The 1,463-nt window shown below is 70.1% G+C and carries 1 protein-coding gene and 1 pseudogene; both read left to right on the forward strand.

Features of this window, described 5'->3' with window-relative positions; all coding sequences use genetic code 11:
- Positions 1-589: Mu transposase domain-containing protein (locus tag ACTQXM_RS08960; RefSeq protein ID WP_441537645.1), on the forward strand; the 589-nt coding region annotated here is incomplete at its 5' end.
- A pseudogene (gene istB / locus ACTQXM_RS08965) lies at positions 589-1,362 on the forward strand (IS21-like element helper ATPase IstB). The gene ACTQXM_RS08960 and the pseudogene istB, both read left to right, overlap by 1 nt.
- Positions 1,363-1,463: the final 101 nt, after the last annotated feature.

A 1,463-nucleotide genomic window follows, 5' to 3' on the forward strand; every position in this document is an offset into this window, starting at 1 on the left:
CGCGCGGGAGGCCGGCTTCGAGCTCAGGCTCTGCGCGCCGCGCTCGCCGCAGACCAAGGGCAAGGACGAGTCGGCCAACCGCTTCCTGAACCGCCTGCTCGCCTACGGCGGCGAGTTCACCGGGTGGGGCGGCCTCGCCGAGGCGGTGGCCCGGGTCGAGGCCCAGGCCAACTCGGAGCCGAACCGCACCACCGGCCTGCCGCCCGACGTGCTGTTCATGCGGGAGAAGGAGAGCCTGCGGCCCATCGGGAACCTCCGTCTCCTCGAGTCGATGGTGGGCGACGTGAGCGTCCAGACCGTCCCGTCGACCATGCTCGTCAGGGCCGCCGGCAGGGAGTGGTCCGTGCCCAGGCGCTGCATCGGCCGGCGCGTGAGCGTCGTGGCGATGCCCGGCGGCCAGGTCGTGGTGAGGATGGCCGGCGAGGAGGTCGCCGTCCACGACGCCGCGTCCGGGCCGTCGAGGCCCATCAACTACGACCCCGACCACTACGGGCAGGCCCTCGAGGGGAAGCGGGGCCTGGCCGACGCGGACATCGCCGAGGCCGCGCGCGCCAACCTCGCGCTGCTCGACTCGCTCGGAGGGGCGTGATGGGCGCCGTCGCGGAGGGCAGCCCCTCGATCAGGGCGCAGGCGAACCTCTCCGCGCTCGGGCTGCACGAGATGGCGGCGTCCCTGCCCGACTACGTGAGGATGGTCGCCGCGGGCGAGCGGGGCTTCGCCTCCGCCCTCGAGGAGATGACGCGCGTCGAGGTCGCCGCCCGGGAGGTCAGGATCACCAACCAGCGCATACGGTCGTCGGGGTTCCCCTACGTCAAGGGGCTGGCGGACTTCGACTGGGACTTCCAGCCGTCGGTCCCGCGCGCCGAGATCGAGGAGCTCGCGACCCTGAGGTTCGTCGAGCGGGCCGAGAACGTCCTGTTCGTGGGGAGCCCCGGCGTGGGCAAGACGCACCTCGCCGTCGCGCTGGGCATCGAGGCGGTCAGGGCGGGGCGCGAGGTCAGGTTCGTGGACTGCGCCCGGCTCGTCGAGGACCTGGAGGACGCCTCGTCGCGCGGCATCCTCAAGAAGAGGCTCAAGTAATACGCCCACTCGAGGCTGCTGATCATCGACGAGCTCGGCTACCTCGACGTCGGCAGCGCGGGCGCGGACCTGCTGTTCCAGCTGATATCGACGCGCTACGAGCAGCGCTCGACGATCATCACCACCAACGTGGGGATCAGCGGCTGGGGCAGGGTGTTCGGGGACGACGTGGCGGCGAGCGCGATCGCGGACAGGGTGTGCCACCACTGCCACCTGGTCAAGATAACCGGCAGGTCCTACAGGCTGAAGGACCTGCCGAGGGACGGTCCCGTCGAGCCGTGACCGGAATCGGTGAAAATACGTTAGCGCAACCGGTGAAACCGCCTTTGCGCGAACGGCGCGCCTGTTTAGCGAAACTGGTGAAAAATAGATTGACGCTAACA

This window comes from Collinsella sp. LCP19S3_D3 (assembly GCF_052121455.1).
Lineage (GTDB): Bacteria > Actinomycetota > Coriobacteriia > Coriobacteriales > Coriobacteriaceae > Collinsella.